The 19,359-nt window shown below is 43.1% G+C and carries 13 protein-coding genes and 3 pseudogenes; 8 read left to right on the top strand and 8 right to left on the bottom strand.

Annotated features, from left to right (window positions below; all coding sequences use genetic code 11):
• Entirely contained in the window at positions 1 to 2,355 is a 2,355-nt protein-coding gene (locus tag V7K40_RS11820) for a ribonuclease R family protein (protein WP_334959679.1), read from the bottom strand.
• A gap of 1,218 nt (positions 2,356 to 3,573) precedes the next feature.
• Here V7K40_RS11820 and V7K40_RS11815 point away from each other — a divergent pair.
• From V7K40_RS11815 to V7K40_RS11800, 4 genes and pseudogenes are all read left to right on the top strand, one after another.
• Positions 3,574 to 4,461 carry a hypothetical protein gene (locus V7K40_RS11815; RefSeq protein WP_334959677.1) on the top strand — a complete coding sequence of 296 codons (888 nt, stop codon included), beginning with the start codon at positions 3,574 to 3,576 and terminating at the stop codon, positions 4,459 to 4,461.
• An 83-nt stretch (positions 4,462 to 4,544) separates the two neighbouring features.
• Positions 4,545 to 4,724, top strand: a pseudogene (locus V7K40_RS11810) (hypothetical protein); the annotation flags it as partial.
• Between the two features lie 633 nt (positions 4,725 to 5,357).
• Positions 5,358 to 5,543, top strand: a pseudogene (locus tag V7K40_RS11805) (hypothetical protein); the annotation flags it as partial.
• A 264-nt stretch (positions 5,544 to 5,807) separates the two neighbouring features.
• Positions 5,808 to 5,993, top strand: a pseudogene (locus tag V7K40_RS11800) (hypothetical protein); the annotation flags it as partial.
• 260 nt (positions 5,994 to 6,253) lie between these two features.
• Here V7K40_RS11800 and clpP read toward each other — a convergent pair.
• The gene (gene clpP / locus V7K40_RS11795; RefSeq protein ID WP_273768852.1) at positions 6,254 to 6,865 is read right to left on the bottom strand and encodes an ATP-dependent Clp endopeptidase proteolytic subunit ClpP; all 612 of its coding nucleotides are present in this window, start codon (positions 6,863 to 6,865) and stop codon (positions 6,254 to 6,256) included.
• Between the two features lie 475 nt (positions 6,866 to 7,340).
• On the opposite strand from clpP, the gene V7K40_RS11790 reads away from it, so the two are divergent.
• From V7K40_RS11790 to V7K40_RS11780, 3 genes are all read left to right on the top strand, one after another.
• Positions 7,341 to 7,496: a hypothetical protein gene (locus tag V7K40_RS11790; RefSeq protein WP_334959674.1), complete on the top strand. Its 156-nt coding sequence runs from the start codon at positions 7,341 to 7,343 to the stop codon at positions 7,494 to 7,496.
• A 129-nt stretch (positions 7,497 to 7,625) separates the two neighbouring features.
• Positions 7,626 to 9,683: a thioredoxin domain-containing protein gene (locus V7K40_RS11785; protein WP_334959672.1), complete on the top strand. Its 2,058-nt coding sequence runs from the start codon at positions 7,626 to 7,628 to the stop codon at positions 9,681 to 9,683.
• Positions 9,684 to 9,906: 223 nt separating this feature from the next.
• Positions 9,907 to 10,509, top strand: a complete 603-nt coding sequence (locus V7K40_RS11780) for a molybdenum cofactor guanylyltransferase (RefSeq protein ID WP_334959670.1) — start codon at positions 9,907 to 9,909, stop codon at positions 10,507 to 10,509.
• A 196-nt stretch (positions 10,510 to 10,705) separates the two neighbouring features.
• On the opposite strand, the gene V7K40_RS11775 is transcribed toward V7K40_RS11780, so the two are convergent.
• The 6 genes from V7K40_RS11775 to V7K40_RS11750 form a co-directional block, all read right to left on the bottom strand.
• Positions 10,706 to 12,205 (bottom strand): family 10 glycosylhydrolase, encoded by a 1,500-nt coding sequence (locus V7K40_RS11775; protein ID WP_334959668.1) that lies wholly within the window; start codon positions 12,203 to 12,205, stop codon positions 10,706 to 10,708.
• A 764-nt stretch (positions 12,206 to 12,969) separates the two neighbouring features.
• Positions 12,970 to 13,182, bottom strand: a complete 213-nt coding sequence (locus V7K40_RS11770) for a hypothetical protein (RefSeq protein WP_334959666.1) — start codon at positions 13,180 to 13,182, stop codon at positions 12,970 to 12,972.
• 167 nt (positions 13,183 to 13,349) lie between these two features.
• Positions 13,350 to 14,297 (bottom strand): FTR1 family protein, encoded by a 948-nt coding sequence (locus tag V7K40_RS11765; RefSeq protein WP_334959664.1) that lies wholly within the window; start codon positions 14,295 to 14,297, stop codon positions 13,350 to 13,352.
• A gap of 196 nt (positions 14,298 to 14,493) precedes the next feature.
• A complete protein-coding gene (locus tag V7K40_RS11760; protein WP_104906910.1) occupies positions 14,494 to 14,928 on the bottom strand; it encodes a ferritin-like domain-containing protein in 435 nt (144 codons plus the stop codon).
• A gap of 137 nt (positions 14,929 to 15,065) precedes the next feature.
• Entirely contained in the window at positions 15,066 to 16,097 is a 1,032-nt protein-coding gene (locus V7K40_RS11755) for a helix-hairpin-helix domain-containing protein (RefSeq protein WP_334959662.1), read from the bottom strand.
• Between the two features lie 196 nt (positions 16,098 to 16,293).
• Positions 16,294 to 17,319, bottom strand: coding sequence for a multicopper oxidase domain-containing protein (locus V7K40_RS11750; RefSeq protein WP_334959660.1), 1,026 nt, complete (start codon positions 17,317 to 17,319; stop codon positions 16,294 to 16,296).
• Between the two features lie 584 nt (positions 17,320 to 17,903).
• On the opposite strand from V7K40_RS11750, the gene cofH reads away from it, so the two are divergent.
• Positions 17,904 to 19,043 carry a 7,8-didemethyl-8-hydroxy-5-deazariboflavin synthase subunit CofH gene (gene cofH, locus V7K40_RS11745; RefSeq protein ID WP_334959702.1) on the top strand — a complete coding sequence of 380 codons (1,140 nt, stop codon included), beginning with the start codon at positions 17,904 to 17,906 and terminating at the stop codon, positions 19,041 to 19,043.
• Positions 19,044 to 19,359: the final 316 nt, after the last annotated feature.

The following is a 19,359-nucleotide window of genomic DNA, read 5'->3' as shown; positions in this document are numbered from 1 at the left end:
TTACTCATCTTCAGAGTAAGAGTCTAGGTCATCAGGCTCAATGTCATTTGGTAAGTAGAGGTCTGAAAGATCATCATTGGAACCATTGCCAGTTAAAACTTTGGCTACACCATCGCTGCCGACTGTTACCAAATCAATTTGCTGGCGGTAGTAATCGACACTTTTAACTTGCACGGCGACGCGATCGCCTAATCTATAGGAAGCGCGATTTTTGCGACCAAACAGTGCCTGTTGTCTAGCACGATATTCATACCAATCGTCTTTGAGAGAACTGACGTGTACCAATCCTTCTACCCTCAAAGGCACACCAGGATTACTGCTGGACTCCACCTCGGCTGCTGGGACTTCAATTTCCACAAAGAAACCGTAGGATTGAACACCAGTAATTACGCCTTGAAATACCTGACCGATCCGCTGCTTCATCAGTTGGGCTTTTTGCAGTCCGGCTAAATCGGCTTCAGCTTCTTGGACTTCTTTTTCTCGGTCGTTGATTTGGACAATTACCCTAGTTAAATCGCTTTGCAGTTCTTGCTGCAATTCTGGGGGTAAAACGTTCCAGTTAATTTCCTCATGGCTGGAGGAGTGACGGAGGTTAACGCGTTCTCTAACACGGGTATTGCGGCGATCGCGTCCGTTTTCTAGTAGCGTGTAATACACTCTTTGCATGAGCAAATCTGGGTAACGCCGCAAAGGCGCACTAAAGTGGATATATTGCGGTAGTGCCAGACCAAAGTGAGATCCTTTGGTGGTGCTGTATGCAGATGGCTTGAGGGTATCTTGCAACAAGTAAGTAAGAACTTGCTCAGAGGGAGATTCAGCAAAAGCTGTGGTCAAATGTTGATAATCTAAGGGTTGGATATCGACTTCTGGATCTAGCGTTAGGTCAACGCCTAAATTGACTGCCAATTTCAGCATTTCCTGGACATCTTCGACATCGGGTGTGCCTTGGACTCGCCAGATAGCCGGAACACCAAGGGCATTTAAGTGAGTTGCAACCAGTTGATTAACTAACAGTACTAACTCCGTGAGTAGCGATCGCACTGGTAAATCATTTACCACCACAGCGCCGAGAATCCCCTCATCATAGTAGGCGTTTTGGCTGGGTGGCAGATTCAACTGGAGGCTGCCACGAGTCAACCTTATCTGTTTCACCGCTGTTTGCAAGGCTTGGAGGTCTTGCAGGATCTGAGAAACCTGTGGAGATTGATCTTCAGCTTCACCTGTAAGAATTGCCTGGGCTTGTTCTGTACTCAGTGCTGTTTCTACATTGATTACACTGGGTTGAATTTCCCACTCTAACACTTGTCCTGATTGGGGATCAATTGTAATTAAAAAAGAGATGGTTAAGCGATCGCTCCCAGGTACTAAAGAACAGCGTTCAGCCACAGCTGGTGGCAAAATTGGCAGCACTAATTCTCCTAGATACACTGATTTACCCCGTTTGAGTGCTTCTCTATCTAGGGCTTCGTCAGGTTGGACATAGTGAGAAACATCGGTGATATGAACGCCCAAAAGCCAATTTCCGGCTAGGTTTTTTTCTAAACTAAAAGCGTTTTCTATAACTTTGGTGTCGCCATTTAGCCCTTCAATGGTGAGAGTAAACAAATTACGCAAATCCAGCCGATTTTTCAGGTCTGCTTTGAGTAGCTTTTTGGGCAACTTGGCGGCTGCATCTAGCACATTATCCGGGAAAGTGCGGGAAAGGTCGTGTTTGCATGTTACCAGATCTATATCAGCAGCAGCTTCGGCATCGCTGCCGAGGATTTGCACCACTCGACCTAGTGGGGGATATTGTGCCAACGGGTAACGCAAGACTTCCACATGGACAAGGTGATCGATCGCTTCTTCCAACTTCGCCTCGTTAGGTTGGATCTTGAGTTCAAACAGCAATCGATCATCTAAGGGCACAGCGCGGAAACCGCTATCCACTTGCTTAATTCGTGCCAGTAATGTGTGGTTAGAACGTTCTAGAATCAGCTTCACCTCCCCTTCAGGAGAGCGACGGCGACTGCCTTCTTTGAGAACTCTTACCAAAACGCGATCGCCATTCCAAGCATTACTCAGATGACTTTCGCGGATGTAAATATCCTCAGATCCTTCCACATCTTGAATAGCAAAGCAAAAGCCTTTACTAGAACAACGAAGTTTTGCCTCGATTATTCCCTCTTCTGAGACACGGCGATACTTACCCCGTTCTTTTACTAAAATACCGATTTTTTCTAGAACATCTAAAGCAATGTGAAGTTTTTGTAAGCTTTTTTCATCTTCACAGCCAAGTTTCTTTTCCAAAACTTTTCGAGCTACCAATTTATCATCGGTGAAATTGGCAAGGAGTGTAGCGATTGAAAATTCCATGCAGTGAACCGACCTTTGGTCAAAACATCATTTTTTGTTTAATCTGGTTCTTTTCTGTATACCCTCACGGCTTACAGAAACAAGCTGGAAACGAATTGCCCTGAGGCAAAGCTTCCTAAGTTCTAAGGAAAGGAAGCCCAACCCAGCCTTGCAAGAAACTACTCCCGCAGTTGCGAGCAAAGGAAGCTTACCCACGGACAACTCTGGGCGTCTACGAACTTCTCACTGCACAATGCTCTCAGAGTTCGCCTGCGTTCAAGTCTCTTCACCTAACCAAACTTAAGATTGCACACCTGATTAAGATTTAGCCCCGCTAGGTAATTAGGCAACGGTTTTTTGAGAAGCTGGGTTTAGAGAATCCATACTGCCCAAAAGCGCTATGCAGGGGAGCCACTGCGGTGAGGCAGCCCCCGTCTTGGCGGTTCCCGTCGATAGCGCAGCGTAAAGCCTGCGGCATGGCTTCGCTTAGAGCGAGTCATTTCCCTTGGCGCTAGCCTCTCCCTTTGGGAGAAGGGGAGACGCCAAAGGCGAACAAGCGTCTGGGGGACTGCCGAACCCGAAGGGTCTTGGGGTCTCCCCAAATGGAGGAGCCAGCCGCGTGGGCGGGTCTCCCGACTTGAGCGGACTGGCGTCAAGTGGCGTGGAAACTACAGGTGTTTGATTGTCTAGAGTGAAGGTAATTTTACGCCATTAGACTTTGATTTGAACTAGGAGGAACTGCCGATGAACCCAATTTTCCCACATGTAGAATCGGTAACAATTAGGTAATCAGCTTAATTAGCAGTGAGGGCGAACCTTATCTTCATTATTGTAGATTTAGAGCGCACTTCCAGAAAATAGTTCTAGATATCGAGTTGGGTTATCAGTATAGCATTGTAGACAAGACTACCCAGGTAAGTTAGCACTAGTCAAAAATTTCGTCAAAAAAGAGCTACTGCTACAATTAGGACACGGGATAAAGCAAAAATATCACCTTGATCGCTCAAAGCCGGAATTTTCACTCAGAATGAGGGATTGAAAAAGGTAGAAATTTTATTGTGATCACAGCAATCAGTCGTTAGCGGACATTTTGCTTTCAATGCTACTTGCACGCGATATTATTGATAGGCATCCTGAGTATCGAGTGGATGTAAATTAAAGTAAGGGCAGTTTACATCGCTTGAGCATACAGGCAGTATCGACCCCGTTATTAAAAAGATTTAGATTGGTAGCAGTATTATGTTGGCTCAATTCCAGAGCTTGTATCCCAAGGGCAGTCTTATTTCTGAATTAGTGCAAATTTTTCAAGGAAAATATATTGTCCGGGCAAGCGTGCAAATTGAAGGCGTAACCCGTGCTACGGGTATGGCAGCGGCAGAAACAGTAGAAGCAGCAGAAGACCAAGCCAGAACGAGGGCGCTGATAGTTTTGGGTATTACAAATGCGCCACCCGAATCAGTGGCATTTACCTCAAATCCAATTTCCCCAGCGCAGCTAAACCCTTCCTTGAACACTAAAGGTGGATTGAATGAGGCTGCTGCCTATTCCTCTACAAAAGGTGAGGATTTTGTTAGTAGTCAGTGGTCAGTGGTCAGCGACAAAGAAATATCTATCCCGCCTTCTAGAGTCCGCAACATCAAACCAGAAGTAGTAACAAGCAGTAACGAACAGTACGGCTACAGCGATGCTGATCCCCTATCAAACGATACCTATAGCCAGGATTTAGGTCAAAACTTTCCTGTGACTGCCAACCGGGAGCTAGAATTTGATCCTCCAGTTGAAAACTTGGAAATAAATTTTGATAACCAGGTGGAAAATCAGACCTTTCCAGCAATTTCTGCCAATAATGTCACACCATTTACACCTCGGAGTTATAGCCCTCAAGAGGATGTCCCCACCCCGTCAGTGACAGGAAAGAGAAAGAAGAAAGCTGAACCCGTGGATTTATCGGATGTAATTGCTAAAACAGATGTGGAACTTCAGCGTTTAGGCTGGACACCAGAACAGGGACGCGAGCATCTAATTGAAACCTACGGCAAGCGTGGGCGTACTTTGCTCACTGAAGAAGAATTACACGGATTTCTCAAATACCTGCAATCTCAGCCAGACCCATTAGCGGGATTTTGATTAGTCAATAGTCATTTGTCTTTTGTAATTGGTGAGGGTCAATCAGAAAAGACATAGGCTATTGAAATACTAATGAAGCTATGGAATCGGTAAATTTTTCTGAAGTAATTGCTCAAATAGATATCGAAATGGAGCTACGAGGCTGGACAACAGACCAGGGACGGGAATATCTTAAAAAAACTTATGGGAAGCGATCGCGTACTTTACTGACAGAAGTAGAGTTACTAGACTTCCTTCAATACCTTAAATCTCTACCTACACCAACATTAGACCAAGTTCTAATTGCCAAAATTAATGTCGAAATGCAGCGATTAGGCTGGACAACACAGCAGAGACGGGAATATCTTAAAAAAACTTATGGAAAGCGATCGCGTTTTTTACTGATCGATGATGAATCGCACGAGTTTTTCCAATACCTTACATCTCAACCGACACCACCCTTCGACGAAGTTCTGATTGCCAAAATTAATGTTGAAATCGAACGGTTATGTTGGACACGACAGCAGGGACGGGAGCATCTAAAAAAAACTTATAGGAAGCGATCGCGTACTTTACTGACAGAAGTAGAATTACTAGACTTCCTTCAATACCTTGAATCTCTACCTACACCACCCTTCGACGAAGTTCTGATTGCCAAAATTAATGTTGAAATCGAACGGTTATATTGGACAAAAAAGGAGGAAGAACAGTATTTTATAACAACTTACAGCAAGCCAGATCGCACTTTGCTTACCCAGGAAGAATTACTGGATTTCCTCAGATACTTGGAATCTCACCCCATACCAGAAGACTACTCTGAGCTTTACGCGGAATATGAAGAGTTTCAAGATTTCTCTAGTGATTCAGAAGAATCAGACAATATAATCACTAGAATGTATCCTGTGCATTTATTGTATCCTGTGGATTTATTTGAAGTACTTACTAAAACTGATGTCGAAATGCAGCGCTTAGGCTGGACAACAGACCAGGGACGGGAGCATCTGATTAAAACTTATGGGAAGCGAGGGCGTTCTTTACTAACCGATGAGGAATTGTACGAATTCCTCCAATACCTTACATCTCAACCGACACCATCATTAGACGAACTTCTGATTGCCAAAATTAATTTTGAAATCGAACGGTTATGGTGGACACTAGAGCAGGAACAGGAGTATGTCATAGAAACTTATGGCAAGCAAAATACAAATTTGCTTACCCAAGAAGAACTACTAGGATTCCTCAAATACTTAGAATCTCAACCTACACTAGAATACCCCAGCGATCTTGACGCGAAATATGAAGAGTTTAAAGATTTCTCTACATACTCAGAAGAATCAGACAAGGTAATTACTAGAATGTCTTCTGAGGATTTATCTAAGGTATTGGCTAAGACCGATGTTGAAATGCAGCATTTAGGGTTGACATCAGAACAGGGACGGGAGTATCTGATTAAAACTTATGGGAAGCGATCGCGTTTTTTGCTGACCGATGAGGAATTGCAGGAATTCCTCCAATATCTCCAATCTCAGCCAGACCCAAGAGCAGGATTTTGATTTCCAAGTTCTAAATCAAGTTTTGAACTTCTAAATCGAGTTTTGAACTTCTAAATCAAGTTTTGAACTTCTAAATCAAGTTTTGAACTTCTAAATCGAGTTTTGAACTTCTAAATCGAGTTTTGAACTTCTAAATCAAGTTTTGAACTTCTAAATCGAGTTTTGAAGTCAAATAACCCCTCTTCTGATTATGAAGAAGGGTTATTTTTAGAGTTTAAGGGAATTAAAAGTGGTAAATCACCATTTGCAAATCGTGACTATTAATTAAGAACAGCAACTGCTGGACGGCTACCAGCGGCGTGACGGTCAATAACTTGGTCAATCAAGCCATATTCCCTCGCTTCCTCTGGTGACATGAAGAAGTCACGTTCAGTATCTTCAGCAATCCGCTCAATTGGTTGACCTGTATGTTCAGCTAAATAGTTGTTTAGCCGCTGCTTGTGGTACAGAATCTCCCGCGCCTGAATTTCAATATCAGTCGCCTGTCCTTGAGCGCCACCTAGAGGTTGATGAATCATAATCCGAGAGTGGGGTAAACTCATTCGCTTACCCTTAGCACCACCGCTGAGGAGGAAAGCGCCCATACTCGCCGCCAATCCGGTACAAATTGTACAGACATCAGGGCGAATGTGTTTCATAGTGTCAAAAATGCCCATGCCAGCCGTCACCGAACCACCGGGAGAATTGATATACATATAAATGTCTTTCTCCGGGTCTTCAGCATCCAAATACAGCAGTTGGGCAACAATCAAGTTAGCAATGTTGTTGTCAACTTGTTGTCCCAAAAAGATGATGCGCTCACGCAACAGCCGTGAGTAGATGTCAAAGGCGCGTTCACCTCGACCCGATTGTTCAATAACGATAGGAATCATGGAAGCGTGTTTGTGGCTACTTTAAATACATTTTATCGGTGACGGCACGAAACTGGGGTTTATCTCTACTGTTCCCAGGCAGATAAATTAAACCTTGCTGGTTTTTCTTTACTCAAAAAGAGGGCAAAAGGTGCTTATCTTATAGATTTAACCCTCAAGGGCACTTTTTAGCGGCAAAAGGTGTCTAAGAGAATATCTCCATTTAGGAAAAACAAATCAAAAAACTCCAATTATCGCCAACCTCATATTTCGGCTTTTGCTGGACTATCTTGGTGATGTGGTGATTAAACCGATAACCGAAATCCGACCTGCTTAGGGAATTATGTTAAATATCCAGTAAAATTTTAAACATTTTCTTAGGATTTACCTCAGCAATTATTAAGTTATTTTTGTTAAATTCGGTAAATCGGTAGTACGAGGTGTATTTAGAATAACCAGTCTTACTTGAAATGCTATCCACACAGAGAGACGTGCCATGCTGGAAAAACTTGTACAAGCCGCCATCATCACCTTCTTGCTCCACCTGATAGTAGGACTTAGCCCAAATACTCTGATTCAGACAAAGACAGCATCACCTATGCCAGAAATGCCACCAAATATTGTTAGCTTGCTATTGCGACCTTTTCAGTAAGAATGTTTCATCAATTGCACAGGTGTCGGCGATATCAAAGACATGCACTACTACCTGTTAACTCAAGAGCTAACACTCCTGGGAACAGGATAGACTGAGCAAAGAAGGCAACTTACTTGCTATTTGATCATGACCAATCGCCTTGCTGAAGCTAAGAGCCTCTATCTCCGCAAACACGCCGAAAACCCGATTGATTGGTGGTCTTGGTGTGACGAAGCACTTGCAACTGCAAGGGGGCAAAATAAACCGATTTTTCTCTCCATTGGCTATTCTAGTTGCCACTGGTGTACTGTCATGGAAGGCGAAGCTTTTTCTGATATTGCGATCGCTGACTACATGAATGCCAATTATCTTCCCATCAAAGTAGACAGGGAAGAAAGACCTGACCTCGATAGCATCTATATGCAGGCTTTGCAGATGATGAGCGGTCAAGGGGGTTGGCCTTTGAATATTTTTCTTTCCCCAGAAGATTTAGTGCCGTTTTACGCTGGTACTTATTTCCCTGTAGACCCGCGCTATGGTCGTCCTGGATTTTTGCAGGTGTTGCAATCGCTTCGCCGTTATTACGATACAGAAAAAGAAGACTTACAGCAACGCAAAGCCCTAATTATTGAGTCTTTGCTCACGTCTGCGGTGTTACAATCCGGTACAACAACCGAGCTTGAAGACCGTGAATTACTCCGTCAAGGTTGGGAAACCAGCACCGGTGTAATTACTACTAGGCAATCTGGCAATAGCTTTCCGATGATTCCCTATACAGAATTAGCATTGCGGGGAACTCGATTTAATTTTGAATCTCAGTATGATGGCAAACAAGTTTCTACCAAGCGGGGACTAAACTTAGCGCTGGGAGGCATTTATGACCATGTGGGTGGTGGTTTTCATCGCTATACTGTTGACCCTACTTGGACAGTTCCCCACTTTGAAAAGATGCTCTACGACAATGGACAGATTGTGGAGTATCTGGCTTCTTTGTGGAGTGCAGGAATACAAGAACCAGCCTTTGAGAGGGCAGTTGCTGGTACTGTACAATGGCTAAAGCGAGAAATGACCGCGCCTGAAGGTTACTTCTATGCTGCTCAAGATGCCGACAGCTTCACCCAAGCCACGGCAGTAGAACCAGAAGAAGGAGCCTTTTACGTTTGGAGTTACAGCGAACTACAACAACTGTTAACACCTGAAGAACTCAGGGAATTACAACAACAGTTTACGGTGACGCCTAACGGTAACTTTGAAGGACGTAATGTCTTACAAAGAAGGAATTTAGGGCAACTGAGTCCAACACTGGAAACGGCACTGAGCAAGCTTTTTACAGCCCGTTATGGCGTTAGTCTTGAGTCACTAGAAACTTTTCCCCCGGCTCGTAATAACCAGGAAGCAAAAACCGCTAACTGGCCAGGTCGCATTCCTTCGGTGACAGATACAAAAATGATTGTCGCCTGGAATAGCTTGATGATTTCTGGGTTGGCTAAAGCTGCTGGGGTATTCCAACAACCGTTATACCTGGAATTAGCAGCACAAGCGGCGAATTTTATCTGGGAAAATCAGTTTGTCGATGGGCGTTTCCACCGACTCAACTATCAAGGAGAACCGACCGTTTTAGCGCAGTCTGAGGATTATGCCTTTTTTATTAAAGCTCTCCTGGATTTACAAGCTTCCAACCCTGAGCATAAACAATGGTTAGAAAATGCGATCGCTATCCAAGATGAATTCAACGAATTTCTCTGGAGTGTAGAGTTAGGTGGGTTTAATAACACATCTAGTGATTCTAGTCAAGATTTAATTGTCAAAGAGCGTAGTTACGCGGATAATGCTACACCATCAGCTAATGGAATTGCGATCGCTAACCTTGTCCGTCTAGCCTTACTCACCGATAATCTAGATTATTTGGATTTAGCTGAACTTGGTTTGAAAGCTTTTAGGAGTGTAATGCATGGCGCTCCCCAAGCTTGTCCCAGCTTATTTACAGCTTTGGATTGGTATCGTAATTCTACCTTGATTCGCAGCACAAGTGAGCAAATTAACACTTTGATCCCCAAGTTTCTACCAGCGGCTGTGTTTGCTGTGGTATCTGATATACCAGAGGGAAGCATTGGGTTAGTTTGCCAAGGTTTGAAGTGTCTTGCACCAGCAGAAAGTGTAGAGCATTTGTTGCAGCAAGTCCAGCAAAGTCAGGTGAGGGCGTGAAATCGCTCTCAAGAAGGGATTAAGTACTCAATATTCTGATTGAGATCCTCAACCACCAGGGGTTATAAACCCCTGGCTAATAGCTTAAGTCCTCTAAAAGAGGACTAAACAAGAATTTTAGTCCATTTACAATGCACTTTGGCTATTAAGCCAGCGATTTGAATCGCTGGCGGGTGATGCACACAAGTGCAAGATATATTTTTACCCTCTATTTTTTTGACGAATGACTATTGACTCGCCTAGCAAATTAACCGCTATTGTATTAGCAGGTGGTAAAAGTTCTCGCATGGGTCAAGATAAAGCTTTGATTCCCATTCAAGGGGTGCCATTGTTACGGCGAGTTTGTGGTATTGCTCAAAGCTGTGCTGATACTGTTTATGTAGTAACTCCTTGGCCAGAACGCTATCAAGACTTGCTTTTGCCTGGTTGTCAGTTTATTCGGGAAGTACCTTTATCTAAGGAATCTCTAGCCCACGGGCCTTTAGTTGGTTTTTCCCAAGGACTAGCCGAAGTGCAAACAGAATGGGTGCTGTTGCTAGCTTGCGATTTGCCGAGGTTGCGGGTTGAGGTGTTGCAAGATTGGGTAACTAGACTTGATAGCGTGGGAGATAATGCGATCGCAGCTTTAGCCGATCATTCTAAAGGCTGGGAACCTCTATGTGGTTTCTATCGCCGTCGCTGTTTGCCACAACTTTTAGAGTTTATCAATGGAGGGGGGCGATCGTTTCAGCAGTGGCTTCGGCAATATCCTGTAGAAGTTTTGCCCTTAGCAGAACCCGAAATGCTGTTTAACTGTAATACACCACAGGACTTGGCTTTAAGTTAATTGAAGAAGAATACAGAATACAGAATTCAGAATTAAGGGACTTCCAGTTAAATAAAACATCCTATCGTAGGGGATCTTGGTCAAAATCCCCTACAAATGTACAAATAATTTTGGATAATTTATTTTTTGTCAGTCCCTAATTAGTGGGGGATGAGGGGAATTTTCCTTCTGAATTCTAACTGCTGAATTCTACTGTTTAACGAGTGCGACAAAATTTGCGATCGCTATCACTCTGAGGATATTGCCAAGAGTAGGCAAAATGGCTAACTCCCTTGAGTTGGGGGGCAAATTTGTGAAGTGCTTGCATTTGCGCTTCTAGGGATGGACGATTACTGACGGATTTTCCCCACACACCAGCTAAAGCTGGGATTATCTGCGTACCCGGTTTTGCCATACTCAAAACCCGTTGCACTTGTGCCACAATACAACTGACATTACCGCAATTTCCATAAGACATAGGATGCCATTCTAATGTGGAGGGGAACCGATCCCAAGGTTGTAAGCGGGAATCATACCCTTGTCCTACAGTTTGGTTACCATCGGGGAAAAACACCACTCCTGTGGGAATTCCTTGCTTCTTTGCTGGGTAATTGGCTATGGTAACAAAATCTAGGATTCCTTGCATGGCGTGGGCAACGGCGAGCTGCCACAACTCCCATTGTAAAAGTAGTTGTCTATCAATTACAGACAGGATTGATTTTTGGGCTGGTGGGAGAGGGCGTCCTTGCCAGAGGGGTTCCCCTTCCTGGGGATAAAGTTTATCAACTTCGGCGATATCTCCAGTGGTGACGTATCCTCGACTCAAAAAGCGGCGAATCAAGTCCAGCCCTTTGTAATTTTGTGCCCGTTTAAATAAAGCTTCTTGGGTTGCGGGACTAAATAGCCATAAATCTGAAACTTTAGTGGCTATGGAATCACTTCCTGCTTGTCGCGGATAGCGCACATAATCCAATAGCAAGCCATCTGGACGACGGCGCAAAACTTGCTGTATTAATTGATAGTAATCGCGTTTTGCTTGCAAGTTGTAGGGGTCGATAAATACTTGAGAGCGGTTATCTACCACATAGAGGCTGGTTTGACCCTTACCATTACGAGCGATCGCTGGTTCTCTATCTTGGCGCTGGGCATAAGTATAGCCGAAATTTGTGGTAAACATCCAAGCGTAAACTTTCAAACCGCGTTGCCGACCTTTTTTTATTGCCGTGGCGAGTAAGTCAACCTTTTCTGCCCCTGGAGTGCGAATCACAGAAGGCCAAACCGTCGGGTTAGCTGTTGCTGGTAATAATACCTGACCATCGTAAAATACTTCCAAATAAACTTGGTTATAGCCACGGTTAACAGCCCGATCCATAATTTGATCAATTATTCCTGGCTGAATGTCACAGGGATATACGCGCAACCAAATGGCTTGGATTTGCGGCCAAGTCTGAGCGCGACACTCGTGTAATTCTTGTGCGTGTCTTTCTACCATGTTTTGGTAGCGCGTTTGAGCATCTTGCTTGCCTTTGAGGGCTGACAAACGTAAGTTTTCTTTTTCTTCCGCCGCCGCTGATGATAACTGACAATACTGGGTTACTTGCGCCCTTGCTGGTTCGCTTCCAAAGTTGGGGAGCAACGAACTACTAGTGAAAACAACAGCGAATAGCCGCCGCCAAAATAATGTTGATCTTGCAACGTTCAAGGGATGGTTAGACATACCTACCAGTAGATGGACACAATAATCATCGACCCCAATTTAGATAATTGTGGCAACGTGTATCGAATTATATAGTTAAGTAGTAAGGGTTTTAAAACCTATTTTTTTAAGACTGCCAAAGCCCTATTTGTGTTACTGCATTTTTTTATAAAGATGAGTATAGTTTTAGCTGCTTGCACGACTGCAATTACTCAGCAGTCATAAAAAAAGTCACAAACCCTACTGAGACGAAAAAGATAAATTCTCAGCAATTACCTTAGGACTTATGCATAGGTAACGGAAAACGAACCACAGAGGACGCAGAGGTCACGGAGAAATGAGAGTTTGAGAGGGTTTTTGCGTAAGTCCTATACCTAAAGGATCAGCAAAAAGAGTTGTTGCTCTTTCTTCTCTTTTTGCTGACATTATCTCTCGACTTGATCAAACAAAAGTTATCGGAATCACTGGTAGTAAATTATTTAAGAATGACTCAAGATTCAAGGATATTCTCCGTATTAGCAAAGGTCAAGCAATTTTGGATTGACACTTCGGCAACTCTTAGAGACGCTCTTGCGTTCGCTCAGTGCTGACCCTGAACACAAGGTGCGGGGCAATCAATTTTAGATTTTAAATTTTAGATTTTAGATTGCAAGAAAATACTTAGAGCCGCCGTGTTTTTATTTGAACAATTCTTTAATTCAAAATCTAAAATCGTTCGACTGAGCGTAGCCGTACCACTTCGTGGAAGCAAGCTACGCGTAGCGTTCCGCAGGAAAGTCCAAAATCTAAAATTGACGGGTGACAATGCCAATGCGTCCCTCTACAATGCCAATGCGTCCCTCTACAATGCCAATGCGTCCCTCTGCATTGCCAATGCGTCCCTCTGCAATGTCAATGTATCCCTTTACAATGCCAATGCGTCCCTCTACAATGCCAATGCGTCCCTCTGCAATGCCAATGCGTCCCTCTGCATTTAAAAACGCTACGATTTTATGCAAAACTGTACTTAGCTCAATAAATATAATTTAAAATCTAATTTGCAGGTTCTACCTTGAATAATGAATAGGGGAGGCGGTAGCCCCCCAATAGGCATTCCCAGTCAGAGAGTGGGAACGAGGCAAAAAATATAAAATTGACTGTGCTTTTAATCTTTCGCAGAACTAATTTATTTTTGAGCAGAAGGGATATTCTTTTTACCTTCAGGAGAAGCACCTCCAAGGCTGCGGAAATACAGTCCTCCAATGATAAGTAAAAATGCCACATATCCCACTGCTTGTACAAGATAGAGATTCTCTGTGTAACCAAATAAAGATTTGAGGATAATGCCAGGAAACTGTTCGTCAGGCAAGATTGTGGAAGTATTTGAAACTATTGGCCCCAAAATACAGGAGTGGACTTTAGTAAAACGTTCGTAATAGAAACAAAGGCTTTCTGTGGCACGACTGCTAAGGGCAAGGTTAGCTACAGCGTCGTCAAAATGTTTCAAGCCTGAAACTACCAACCCAGCGACAATCAACACTAAGAAAACACCCATTACCTGGAAAAACTGGCGGATGTTAATTTTGACACCCCATTTAAATAGCAGTACTCCAATAGCAGATGCGGCTACCAAACCAGCAATAGCACCCAATGCTGGCATTAATCCCTGTTGAAAATTAGCAGCAACAAACAGAACAGTTTCAAAGCCTTCGCGGACAACGGCAACTAAAATTAAAGTAAAAACACCCCAAGCAGCATTTGAGTTTTGTGTCAGTGCTTGTGTAACTGCTCCCTCAACTGTAGCTTTCATAAATCTGGCTTGTTTGGTCATCCAGATTAGCATCCAACTGAGCATTGCGATCGCTAATACACTAAACACACCTTCTAACCCTGGCTCAACTACCGAGGTGTATTGAGGATTCACTGCTCCCAGTACTGGAATTATCCAACTGAATAGCACACCGATTAAGGCACTGACGACAATGCCAACGCCGACACCAGCATACACCCAAGAGTTGAGTCGAGATTGTTTAGCTTTTTGGAGCAAAGCTAGGACAATGCCAACAACAAGAGCAGCTTCCACTCCTTCTCGAAGTGTTATTACAAAAGTCGGTAGAGCAGTACTAAAATTCATCTTTTATCCTTTGTCTTTTGTCCCTGTACCCCTTCCCTACGGGACACTACGCGAACGGGGAAGCAAGCGTTCTTATGGCCGGAAGCCAAAAATTGAAAAATCCAGAGCAGAGGAAACATCCGCTCCGGTTTTTCGCTCTCTTCAGACTTCTATCTTTGTCATTAGTCCCTAGCCAATAATTAATGACTAATAACTATTAACCAAAATCACGTAGCATCTTTTTCAGTTCGAGATTATGCATCTCTTCTTGCCCAATCATGCCGCGAGCGAATTCTTCAAGATAAATGCTGGCATTGGTGACAGTTTCGAGCAGATCTTTATACAGATCCAATGCCTTTTTTTCATGGGATAAGCTTTCTGCCAAGATATCCTTGACTTTATGCTGGTAGGTTTCTTCCATTGGGGCAATTTTCAGGGAGGGATGCCCATCTAAACCGGTGAGAATTTCTCCCACTTGTTCGGCATGAAGTAAAGACTCACTTGCCTGTGCTTTGAAAAAAGCCACAATTGGAATACGGTTAGGACCAGTCACCATCAAAGAATAATGTGTATAGCGCACTACCCCTGCTAGTTCAAATTCCATGATGGCGTTCAGCAGGTCAATGGTCTTTTTCTGGTCAAGTTCTTGCATCAGCTGTTAGTTCAAGTAACGAATGGAGTGTAATGAGTTAGGAGTAAGTAATTCGTAATTCGTAATTCTTAACTCCTAACTATTTCCTCATTTTAAACTCCTTACCCTACCCTTCCCATTAAATGAAAGTGTTATCGCTATACTTGGGTATTGGATTTGTCAACCACTTTTTGAGAGTTTTCCTCAATGGTTTTCACCAGCTTGGTAACATCATTAGGAGTTTTGACTGCTTTTGCTGGTGGGATGGCGGCGGGCCAAACTTTTATTAGTTCAGCGAAACTACTGTCGATCGCTTTGTGTGCTTCGGGATCGGCTTGAGCTACTTGACTAGAAATTCCTTTGTATAAATCATTGGCGTAAACGACAAAACCACGAGAGTCTTGATACTCAATTGGTGCGGTTATTTTACCATCTGCGATCGCAGCGCCATATTCGGAGTTAGCTGAATCTAGCAATTCGTTAATTACCTGTAGCACAAATCCTGGTTTGGAGCGTTGATCTGCTGGCAAAGCTGCGATCGCTCCGTCAACTGCTTGTACCGAAGAAGCAAAATTAGTTTTAACTTTACTATCTTTTGAATTAGATTTCACTAAATCTTGCAAACTCACCAAAGTTGTCTTAAATTCTTTGACTTTGCGCTCATTCAATTGTTCTTCTACGTCAACGTAAATCTCCTCAACTGGATGTCCTATATGAGGTTCTGCTTGTTTCGGCTGATTCTGATCCAGCAGTTCTTGTGCTACCAAAAGATGCCCTTTCATTAAGCCTAATTTAGACATATAGTCAACATCTTTTGCCTCACCTGTGAGTACCACTTCTTGAACACCAACCTGGTCTTTAATTTGGTCGAACTGCTCTTGAGTAATTACTTTTTTAGTAACTAAATCTTCTGGGCTGCCATAGGGACGACCTGCCTGAATTTTGTTGGATAAAGCCGGGACACCTAGCTTGGCTTCAAACTTATCCAATTCTGACAATATTGCAGTGTTAATGTTAATTTTTTCTTTGCCACCGTGACCACTATGACTGTTCTCACTGACTGCCTCTGTAGCTTGAGGGCTAGTAACTGGTGCTGAGGGATTTTCTGCCGTTGGTGTACTACTACAGGAACTCAAGGTAACTATTGCCGCAGCTGCCGCTGTTAAACAGATATAGCGAAATTTTTTCATTTCTGCTTCTCGTACAATTTAAAAGGTATTGGTTCAAATGCTTCAAACTATTACTTAAACGTAGTTTGTTTAAGAAATCGTCATAGATTTTACTTTCGCATATAATGATATTTTTTATCAACTATTTGATTTAAAATTTTATTCTTACCAATTGTGTACCTTGTACTTAGCTTGAATAGAAATTATTAATTATTTGTCATGAATTGTTAACAGTCTTTTGAGATTTGCTTTGAGCAACTACTTCAAATTGACCCATGCAACCGTTTTCGGCGATCGCATCCTGATGGGGATGGAACATATACTTACCTGGGTAGCGAAAAGCAAATTCCAAGATGTGCCTTTCTGCTATACCCATCGTAATCACATCTGCTTTCTCGCTAGGAGTCATACTCATGCCATAGCGATAGACATCAAAGAAGTTGGCGTGGAGATGAAACGTTACTGCCGGATCATATTCAATGATGTTGAGGATATACAGCCGAATCAACTGATCTTGGTAAATAGGAATGGGATGATGCATGTAATGATGGGGCGAACCGTTGAAGGCATAATAATCATTATGGCCATCATCATTCACGTCATACCCAGCCATGACTAGTACAATCTCATCAGCCGGGGGACGGGGCGTAGGTGGATCGATGATAAACATCCCATACAGTCCCTTGGCGATGTGACGGGTAACTGGTTCAATATGGCAGTGGTACAAGTGTACGCCATAGGGTTCAGCATCAAATTCATAAATTGTGGCTTTGCCATTGCTGATTGGGCGAACCCCATCCATTTGTGCCGGATGAACGCCATGAAAATGCAAAGAGTGAGAATGTCCTGCGTTGTTGAGAAAAAGCACTCGCACGCGATCGCCCTGTTTTGCCCGTAGCGTTGGCCCTGGTATGCGACCGTTTAAATCCCAGATGTTGTAAGAGACAGCACTATTGAGTTTTATTATGGAAGTACCCGCAGTTAACTGAAATTCTCGGATAGTCCGCCCATTTTCTTGCTTTACCGTTCCATAATCAAAATCCCTTAACATCTTCATCGGGTTAGTACCGTCGTCTGGTACTTCCATATCCAGTGGTGGCACTTTGACGATTGACTTACTTTGTAGATTTAACGTCTGCCAAAGTCCAGCTGCACCAATCACTCCAGCACCTGCTAGTCCTAGCTTCAGTAATTGACGGCGGCTCCACGGTTTTTCGTTACCTAGAGCGAAGTTGTTGGGCATGACATTTAGTTACGGTTAGCACCAAAAAAGAATTGTCAAAGATTTGCAATTGCTAAATATTAGAGGGATTAATAATTATTGTCAATAATTTTATCTTACATCAAAACTGCTAATTAAGTTGTTAAATCCAGAGCAAGCAAGAATCAGTCTCGGAAAACTCTAGCAAAATTTTCTTACTTTAACAGTACTGGGTGCAAAAAATGCTTTGGTTTTGTTTTTTTTGTTCTCAAAGGAAAGTTGGCATTACTTTGAACTGGCAGCTCGATAGATTAAATCTTACCCTAGCTCGGATAGTGCCACTTTGTTTCCAATAAAGATTGCTTATCAGATAAGTCCTTTTGTCAATAGGGTTTGAGACGCGCTAACCCTGGCAAGTATTGCTCCTAAGGTTCGCATACAAGGCCAATAAAACTCTCGCAGAATTCAATGTTTTGGCTTCAATTGTCTTGGTTAATCCTACATATCGTACTTCAATTAGTAGTATAAACTTGGTATTTTCCAGTACTTAGTGTATTTATTAAGTAGAATTTTATTATTTAGAAGATCATAAAATTAATATTTACTGAGAAATTAAGAAAGTAATGCTGACAAAAATTACAGTTGAAAAAATTCTTGAACGTGCCTTGATGGGGTACGATTTATCTCTCGAAGAGGGAGTGGTATTGTTAGAACAAAGTGAGCCAGAAGCGATCGCCGCAATCCGTGCTACATCCGACACACTCCGCCACACTCAAGCAGGCGATACAGTTACATACGTAATTAATCGTAATATCAACTTTACTAATATTTGTGAGCAACACTGTAGTTTTTGTGCTTTCCGTCGAGATGATGGTAATGTCGATGCATACTGGTTAGATTCGGCACAAATTTTGCAAAAGGCGACAGATGCGGTGCGGCGGGGTGCGACGGAAATCTGTATGCAGGGGGGATTAAATCCACAAGCGCAGATAAATGGTAAATCTTTGTCCTATTATCTCAAGGTAGTAGAAACCATTAAACAAGAATTTCCTCAGATACATCTCCACGCTTTCTCTCCCCAGGAAGTGGAATTTATCGCTAGACTTGACGGACTTGAGTATGCTGATGTGATTATTGCTTTGCGCGATGCTGGTGTTGGCTCAATGCCGGGAACAGCAGCAGAAGTGTTAGACGATAAGGTAAGGCGGATACTCTGTCCAGAGAAGATTGACACAGCCACTTGGCTAGAAATTGTCAGCACAGCTCACAAATTAGGCTTGCATACCACTAGCACCATGTTATCTGGGCATATTGAAACCCACGAACAGCAAATCGGGCATTTAGAAAAATTGCGATCGCTCCAAAAAACCGCCATCAATCAGGGATATCCAGCAAGTATCACAGAGTTTATTTTATTACCCTTTGTTGGACAAGAAGCGCCCAAACCCTTACGTCGCCGTGTCGGACGCGATCAACCAGTTTTAACCGATGCGCTGCTGCTAGGGGCTGTGGCGCGGATTTACTTGGGTAATTGGATTCCCAACCATCAGCAGAGTTGGGTAAAACTGGGGCTTGCTGGTGCAACAGAAGCTTTAGTTTGGGGTTGCAATGATATTGGCGGCACATTAATGGAGGAGCACATTACCACAATGGCAGGTGCTTTGGGTGGTACATGTATGGAAGTGGAAACTTTGGAAGCTGCGATCGCTTCTTTAGGAAGACCTTACCAACAACGCAATACTCTTTATCAGAAAGTCAGGAGTTAAAGGAAGCCTTATCTCATACTTATCTCTGTGTTCTCTACGCCTCAATAGTTAAATAAATTACTTTTAAACCGCAGAGGCACAGAGAGAGCAGAGAGAAAAAAACAGATTTTACGAGTCATCTTAAAAAAACTAGTCTTCAACGCTTAACTTAGTTGCTTGCTTCTAGGAATTGGTAGTTGTTTTACTGTGCGTTTACCAACTTCTTGACAATGTGATTTTAAGTTCCGTGCTTATTTGCCATCATCATTGGTTTAGCGATCGCCTTTATCGTGCTGGCGGTTGTCCTATTCTTTTCCGTGCGAAATGAGAAAAAAGT

Origin of the sequence: Nostoc sp., from assembly GCF_036917195.1 — a bacterium.
Taxonomy (GTDB): Bacteria; Cyanobacteriota; Cyanobacteriia; order Cyanobacteriales; family Nostocaceae; genus Nostoc.
This window is presented reverse-complemented; position numbering and strand designations above follow the sequence as displayed.

What these genes read in the sequence shown, in the direction of transcription:
- V7K40_RS11790 (WP_334959674.1), top strand. Translation starts at nt 7,341, where the DNA reads ATGCTGGAAAAACTTGTACAAGCCGCCATCATCACCTTCTTGCTCCAC.
- V7K40_RS11785 (WP_334959672.1), top strand. Translation starts at nt 7,626, where the DNA reads ATGACCAATCGCCTTGCTGAAGCTAAGAGCCTCTATCTCCGCAAACAC.
- V7K40_RS11760 (WP_104906910.1), bottom strand. Translation starts at nt 14,928, where the DNA reads ATGCAAGAACTTGACCAGAAAAAGACCATTGACCTGCTGAACGCCATC.
- V7K40_RS11750 (WP_334959660.1), bottom strand. Translation starts at nt 17,319, where the DNA reads ATGCCCAACAACTTCGCTCTAGGTAACGAAAAACCGTGGAGCCGCCGT.
- V7K40_RS11780 (WP_334959670.1), top strand. Translation starts at nt 9,907, where the DNA reads ATGACTATTGACTCGCCTAGCAAATTAACCGCTATTGTATTAGCAGGT.
- clpP (WP_273768852.1), bottom strand. Translation starts at nt 6,865, where the DNA reads ATGATTCCTATCGTTATTGAACAATCGGGTCGAGGTGAACGCGCCTTT.
- V7K40_RS11755 (WP_334959662.1), bottom strand. Translation starts at nt 16,097, where the DNA reads ATGAAAAAATTTCGCTATATCTGTTTAACAGCGGCAGCTGCGGCAATA.
- V7K40_RS11820 (WP_334959679.1), bottom strand. Translation starts at nt 2,355, where the DNA reads ATGGAATTTTCAATCGCTACACTCCTTGCCAATTTCACCGATGATAAA.
- V7K40_RS11775 (WP_334959668.1), bottom strand. Translation starts at nt 12,205, where the DNA reads ATGTCTAACCATCCCTTGAACGTTGCAAGATCAACATTATTTTGGCGG.
- V7K40_RS11765 (WP_334959664.1), bottom strand. Translation starts at nt 14,297, where the DNA reads ATGAATTTTAGTACTGCTCTACCGACTTTTGTAATAACACTTCGAGAA.
- V7K40_RS11815 (WP_334959677.1), top strand. Translation starts at nt 3,574, where the DNA reads ATGTTGGCTCAATTCCAGAGCTTGTATCCCAAGGGCAGTCTTATTTCT.